General features: G+C 72.8%; 6 protein-coding genes. All 6 read left to right on the forward strand.

What is annotated here, in order from left to right; genetic code table 11:
- The 6 genes from ABD299_RS19945 (at window position 1) to proC (ending at window position 6,212) form a co-directional block, all read left to right on the forward strand.
- On the forward strand, window positions 1-804 hold the full coding sequence (locus ABD299_RS19945; RefSeq protein ID WP_344264430.1) for a DUF3109 family protein: 804 nt from the start codon (window positions 1-3) through the stop codon (window positions 802-804).
- Between the two features lie 157 nt (window positions 805-961).
- Window positions 962-2,803: a dihydroxy-acid dehydratase gene (gene ilvD, locus ABD299_RS19950; protein WP_344264403.1), complete on the forward strand. Its 1,842-nt coding sequence runs from the start codon at window positions 962-964 to the stop codon at window positions 2,801-2,803.
- 78 nt (window positions 2,804-2,881) lie between these two features.
- Entirely contained in the window at window positions 2,882-3,385 is a 504-nt protein-coding gene (locus ABD299_RS19955) for a hypothetical protein (protein ID WP_344264406.1), read from the forward strand.
- A 146-nt stretch (window positions 3,386-3,531) separates the two neighbouring features.
- Window positions 3,532-4,185, forward strand: coding sequence for a hypothetical protein (locus tag ABD299_RS19960; RefSeq protein WP_344264412.1), 654 nt, complete (start codon window positions 3,532-3,534; stop codon window positions 4,183-4,185).
- Window positions 4,137-5,201, forward strand: a complete 1,065-nt coding sequence (locus ABD299_RS19965; protein WP_344264415.1) for a hypothetical protein — start codon at window positions 4,137-4,139, stop codon at window positions 5,199-5,201. The genes ABD299_RS19960 and ABD299_RS19965 overlap by 49 nt, the downstream gene beginning before the upstream one ends.
- A gap of 192 nt (window positions 5,202-5,393) precedes the next feature.
- Window positions 5,394-6,212: a pyrroline-5-carboxylate reductase gene (gene proC / locus ABD299_RS19970; RefSeq protein ID WP_344264418.1), complete on the forward strand. Its 819-nt coding sequence runs from the start codon at window positions 5,394-5,396 to the stop codon at window positions 6,210-6,212.
- Window positions 6,213-6,316 lie beyond the last annotated feature (104 nt).

Raw genomic sequence — 6,316 nt, forward strand, 5'->3', positions numbered from 1 at the left:
ATGGACGGCGCACGGCGTCGCGCCGCCGGGGACGAGGTCGCACTGGACCATCCGCGGGCCTGGGTCGAGTTTCCCGACCCCGCGGACCCCGAGCAGGTGTTCCGCTGCGACCTGACCTGGCTCACCTCCCGGTGGTCCTGCGTCTTCGGGCAGGGCTGCCAGGGCATCGAGGCCGGACGCGCCGCCGACGGCTGCTGCACGCTGGGGGCGCACTTCTCCGACGAGGACGACGAACGCAGGGTCGCCCGGCACGTGGAGCGGCTCACCCCGCAGACCTGGCAGTACCACGCCGAGGGCCGCGGTGAAGCCGGCTGGGTGCGGGAGGACGAGGACGGCGAACGGCAGACCCGCCGGGTGGACGGCGCCTGCATCTTCCTCAACCGGCCGGGATTCCCGGCCGGTGAGGGCTGCGCCCTGCACACCCTGGCTCTCGCGGAGGGCCGCGAGCCCCTGGAGACCAAGCCCGACGTCTGCTGGCAGCTCCCCGTGCGGCGCACCTACGAGTGGACCGAACTGCCCGACGGCCGCCAGGTGCTGCAGGTCACCATCGGCGAGTACGACCGGCGCGGCTGGGGCCCCGGCGGCCACGACCTCAACTGGTGGTGCACCGGAGCGCCGTCCGCACACGGCGCGGGCGAGCCGCTGTACCTCACCTACCGGGCGGAACTGACCGAGCTGATGGGCCCCGGGGGCTACGACCGGCTGGCCGGCCTGTGCGCGACCCGGCTCGCGGCCACGGCCGCCGTGCCGCCGGGGGCCACGCCGCTGCCGCTGCTCGCCCCGCACCCCGCCGACCCGGACTGACACCCGTCCGGCACCCAGCCGGCACCCGTCCGGGCCGCCCGGCGCGGGGGCGCGCACCCCGGCGCACGCGTCTCGCGATCCGGTCGGCGCGTCCCACGGACCGGTCCCGGGGCGTAGCCTACGAGGTGTAGCCGCACACCCCCGCAGGGAGAGAATCATGGCGACACTGAGGTCCCGTACCGTCACCCACGGCCGCAACATGGCGGGCGCCCGCGCCCTTCTGCGGGCCGCAGGCGTAGAGCGCGAGGACTTCGGCAAGCCGATCATCGCCGTGGCGAACAGCTTCACCGAGTTCGTTCCCGGCCACACCCACCTCCAGCCGGTCGGGCGGATCGTCTCGGAGGCGGTGAAGGCGGCCGGCGGCATTCCGCGTGAGTTCAACACCATCGCCGTGGACGACGGCATCGCCATGGGCCACGGCGGCATGCTCTACTCGCTGCCCTCCCGCGACCTCATCGCGGACTCCGTGGAGTACATGACCGAGGCGCACTGTGCCGACGCCCTGATCTGTATCTCCAACTGCGACAAGATCACGCCCGGCATGCTGATGGCCGCGCTGCGCCTGAACATCCCCACCGTCTTCATCTCCGGCGGGCCGATGGAGGCGGGCAAGACCACCCTGGTCGACGGCACGGTCCGTTCCAACCTCGACCTGGTGCACGCCATGTCCGGCGCCGTCTCCGACGACATCAGCGACGAGGACCTGGCCCGGATCGAGGAGGCCGCCTGCCCGACCTGCGGCTCCTGCTCCGGCATGTTCACCGCCAACTCCATGAACTGCCTGGTGGAGGCCCTCGGGCTGGCCCTCCCCGGCAACGGCTCGGTGCTCGCCACCCACACCGCCCGCCGTGAACTGTACGAGGCGGCGGGCCGCACCGTCGTGGACATCACCCGGCGGTACTACGAGCAGGACGACGCCACGGTCCTGCCGCGCGCCGTCGCCTCCCGCGCCGCCTTCGAGAACGCCATGGCGCTGGACGTCGCCATGGGCGGCTCCACCAACACCGTCCTGCACCTGCTGGCCGCCGCCCAGGAGGCCGAGCTCGACTTCGGCATGGCGGACATCGACGCCGTCTCCCGCCGCGTCCCGTGCCTGTGCAAGGTCGCGCCCAACGGCGACTACCACATGGAGGACGTGCACCGTGCCGGCGGCATCGCCGCGATCCTCGGTGAGCTCCAGCGCGCCGGCCACCTGCACGAGGACGTCCACGCCGTGCACGCCGACTCCCTCGGCGAGTGGCTCAAGCAGTGGGACATCCGCGGCGGCTCGCCCTCCCCCGAAGCGGTGGAGATGTTCTACGCGGCACCCGGCTGTGTGCGCTCGGCCACCGCCTTCTCCCAGTCCGAGCGCTGGGACACCCTGGACACCGACGCCGCCGGCGGCTGCATCCGCGACGCGGAGCACGCCTACTCCGCCGACGGCGGACTCGCCGTCCTCCACGGCAACCTCGCCGAGGACGGCTGCGTGGTGAAGACGGCCGGCGTGGACGAGTCCATCTGGACCTTCACCGGCCCCGCCGTCGTCGTGGAGTCCCAGGAGGCCGCGGTGGAGGCGATCCTCGCCAAGCGGGTCACCGAGGGAGACGTCGTCGTCGTGCGCTACGAGGGCCCCAAGGGCGGCCCCGGCATGCAGGAGATGCTCTACCCGACGGCGTTCCTCAAGGGCCGCGGCCTGGGTGCCAAGTGCGCGCTCATCACCGACGGCCGGTTCTCCGGCGGCACCTCCGGCCTGTCCATCGGCCATGTCTCCCCGGAGGCGGCGGCCGGCGGCACCATCGCCCTGGTCCGCGACGGCGACCCGATCAGCATCGACATCCCCGCCCGGACGATCGAGCTGAAGGTCCCCGACGCCGAGCTGGCGGCCCGCCGCGAGGCGCTCGGCGGCCGCTACGCCCCCGTGGACCGCGAGCGCCACGTCTCCCAGGCGCTGCGCGCCTACGCCGCCATGGCCACCAGCGCGGACAAGGGCGCCGTCCGCGACATCGGCAGGCTCGGCTGACAGCGGCCGGATATCCGTCCGGTCCCGGTTCCGCACCACCCGTCCGGCACCGGGGCCGGCCCGGTTACATTTGCCGCCATGAGCAGGGATCCACAGACCGCCCCCGGCCCGGCCGACGACGAGCCGCGCCCGGAGCCCATCCGCTTCTACGGCACCAGCTGGGTGGACCACTCCCGCATGTACCACCTGCGGCGGTTCCTGCTGGGCCTGGGCGCCGTGCTGCTCGCCGCACTGGGCGCCCTGGTCCTGCGCTCCGTGCACGACGGCCTGCTGCTCAGCGGCACCGCGGGCTGGCTGCGCATCCTCGTCGTCCTGGCCATCGCCCTGTCCTCGGCGATGGCCTTCACGCGGATGTGGCTGATGTGGAACCGCTCGCACGACCGGCGCACGGAGGACCCGGGCTTCCGCAGCATCCTGCTGGTCGGCTTCATCGGCGTCCTCCTCGCCTACGGGCTGCGCAGTGCCCTGGAGGCACCGGGGGAGAAGCTTCTGCGGCGCGACTACGAGACCGCGCTGGAGAGCCACCGCCGGCTGAACTCCAAGCGCTCCCGCAACCCGGCCCGCCGACGGCGTGACCGCTGACCCGTCGCCGCGGCCCGTCCTCGCCGTCGCCCGTCGTGCGGTGTGTGCGGGATCCGTAACAGTCGGCGGTCTGCTGTGTCGGCGGCCGGGCTCGCTCCGTAATCTGTGAGGGAGCCCAAGGCCCGCTACCGACACGGGAGTCTGCTGTGCGACGCCGCCGGACACCGCTCGCCGCCGCCGCTGCCGCGGTGACCGCCGCCGTGCTGCTGGCCGGCTGCGCGGGCGACGGGGACGCGAAGGAGCCGGTCGCCGGAGTGAACAGCGGCAGCCCGGCCCCGGGCGATGAGGCGCCGGACGCCGAGGACGACCCGGACGACGGCATCGACCGCCCGGAGATCCGCCTCCCGGAGGACGTGGAGAACGTCTTCGAGGAGGCCGCGACCGACGACCCGGTGGAGCGGGCGGTCCTGGCCGACCACGAACGCCGGATCGCCTCCCTCGACGAGGCCCTCACCAGCGGGGACCTCGAACGGCCCGCTCTCGGCTTCTACTCGGAGGGCGAGGCGCTGCGCTCCGCCGTCGAGTGGCTCGGGCCGGCGGTCGACAAGGGCTTCAGCTTCACCGGCACCGTCCGCTACTACCAGCGCGAGGTCACGCTCAACGGGGACACGGAGGCCACCGTGTCCTACTGCGTGGACGAGACGGAGATCCAGGGCATCCACCGGGAGACCGGTGAGAAGCGCGAGCCCAGCGGCGACAGCAGCGGGCACTACGCCTACAGCACGCAACTCGAGCTGAAGGACAACGGGGTATGGACAACCACACGGGTGATATCCGAAGAGCGCGACGGGCCCTGCTGACCGGCCCCCGCAGCCACCGGAGGGCGGGCACCGTCCTGGTGACGGCCGCGCTGCTCTCCGCCATGACGGCCGGCGTCGCGCACGCCGACCGGGGCACCACCGGCTCCGAGGGCGGCTCGCAGGGTCAGGAGGTGTTCGCTCAGGTGAGCATCAGCCAGTCCGGGGGGTCCTCGGGAGGCGGCGGCTCACTGACCCCCACCTCCACGAGCTGGTCCCCGCCGGCCTGCTACTACGCGCCGACCCACACACCGTCCGAGTTCAAGGCGCAGTTCGAGGACTACAAGAACAACACGCCGCTGCACTCCGGCAAGGGCGAGGCCGTCCGGTGGCACGAGGAGACCTACGGCAAGGCCAGCGAGTACGAGGATCACAACCTGAGGAAGGAGGGGGAGGGCATGTGGTGGCGCGGCCACATGAACATGTCCCACCCCGACCTCGAAGGCCGTCTGGCCTGCAACGAGCCACCGTTCTGGGTCGACTTCGGGGACGCCCCGCCCGCCATGCCGGGGGTGATCACCACGCGGATGCTGTCCGAGATGGCCTACCAGGCGCTGAGGGTGCCGGACACCGAGGTCGAGCTGAGCCCGGTCGACGTGCAGACCGTCAACCTGGACACCTGGGCCTGGCTGGACGGCGCCACCTTCGGTCCGGTCTCGGTCACCGCGTCCCTGGCGGGCTGGAACCTCTCGGCCACCACCACCGCCACGCCCACCGGACTCGGTATCGAGCCGGGCACCGGCGACGCCCGTGTCTACCCGGCCTCCGGCACCTGCCCGGTCAACGGCGACGGCACCATCGGCACGCCCTACTCCTCCCCCCGGGCGGAGGACACGCCGCCGTGCGGGATGCGGTACCTGCGCGCCACCACCGGCCGTTCCCCCTACCCGATGCGGGCCACGGTGACCTGGGAGGTCAGCTGGTCGGGCTCCGACGGCGGCGGCGGTGACCTGCCCGACGGGGTCTACGGCAGCACCCAGGACATGACCGTGCAGGAGGTCCAGGCGATCGTCCGCTGACCGGCGGGAGGCATCCCGCACCGGGCTCTCCGGCAGGGGGCGCGCCCGCTCGGCGCGCCCCCTGCCGCGTCTCTTCACCCCGGGTGCCGCTGACCGCCTGCCGGACGCCCGGTCTCCGCGCGCACCCCTGGTGCGAGGATGGCGGCAGGCTGTCAGCACTGCCCTTACGCACGGACAAGGTGAGCCGTTTCCATGACCACCCAGAAGATCGCCGTCCTCGGCGCAGGCAAGATCGGCGAAGCGCTGCTCGGCGGGATGCTCCGCGCCGGCCGGTCCCCGGGGGACCTGCTCGTCACCGCCCGCAGGCCCGAGCGCGCCGAAGCGTTGCGGACCCGGCACGGTGTCCGGGCGGTCAGCAACGCGGAGGCCGCGAAGACCGCCGACACCCTGATCCTCACGGTGAAGCCCCAGGACATGGAGGCACTGCTGACCGAACTCGCCCCGCACACGCCCGCCGACCGGCTGGTGATCAGCGCGGCGGCCGGTATCCCCACGGCCTTCCTGGAGCAGCGGCTCACCCCGGGCACCCCGGTGGTGCGCGTCATGCCCAACACCCCCGCCCTGGTGGACGAGGCGATGTCGGTGATCTCCGGGGGCGCCCACGCCACCGAGGACGACCTGCTGCACACCGAGGAGATCTTCAACGGGGTCGGCAAGACGCTGCGGCTTCCGGAGTCCCAGCAGGACGCGGCGACCGCCCTGTCCGGGTCGGGCCCGGCGTACTTCTACTACCTCGTCGAGGCGATGACGGACGCCGGCATCCTGCTGGGCCTGCCGAGGGACAAGGCGCACGACCTGATCGTGCAGGCCGCGATCGGGGCATCGGTGATGCTCCGGGACACCAACGAGCACCCGGTCAGGCTCCGCGAGGCCGTCACCTCACCGGGTGGGACCACCATCAGCGCCATCCGGGAGCTGGAGACCCACGGTGTCCGCGCCGCCCTCATCGCGGCCCTGGAGGCCGCCCGCGACCGCAGCCGCGAACTCGCCTCGGGCCAGAGCGGAAGTTGACCCCGGTCCCCGGGATCTGTACAGTCGGCCGGGTTGTCACGGAGCCCCTGCGGTTCCGCGGCACATCCGCCGCCTTTGTGCGGCACCCACTATGGATGACCGAA

It is taken from the genome of Streptomyces sodiiphilus, from assembly GCF_039529215.1.
GTDB lineage: Bacteria > Actinomycetota > Actinomycetes > Streptomycetales > Streptomycetaceae > Streptomyces > Streptomyces sodiiphilus.

Excerpts from the sequence above, each read along its gene's own strand:
- proC (WP_344264418.1), top strand. The coding sequence starts at position 5,394 with ATGACCACCCAGAAGATCGCCGTCCTCGGCGCAGGCAAGATCGGCGAA.
- ABD299_RS19955 (WP_344264406.1), top strand. The coding sequence starts at position 2,882 with ATGAGCAGGGATCCACAGACCGCCCCCGGCCCGGCCGACGACGAGCCG.
- ABD299_RS19965 (WP_344264415.1), top strand. The coding sequence starts at position 4,137 with ATGGACAACCACACGGGTGATATCCGAAGAGCGCGACGGGCCCTGCTG.
- ABD299_RS19945 (WP_344264430.1), top strand. The coding sequence starts at position 1 with ATGGACGGCGCACGGCGTCGCGCCGCCGGGGACGAGGTCGCACTGGAC.
- ilvD (WP_344264403.1), top strand. The coding sequence starts at position 962 with ATGGCGACACTGAGGTCCCGTACCGTCACCCACGGCCGCAACATGGCG.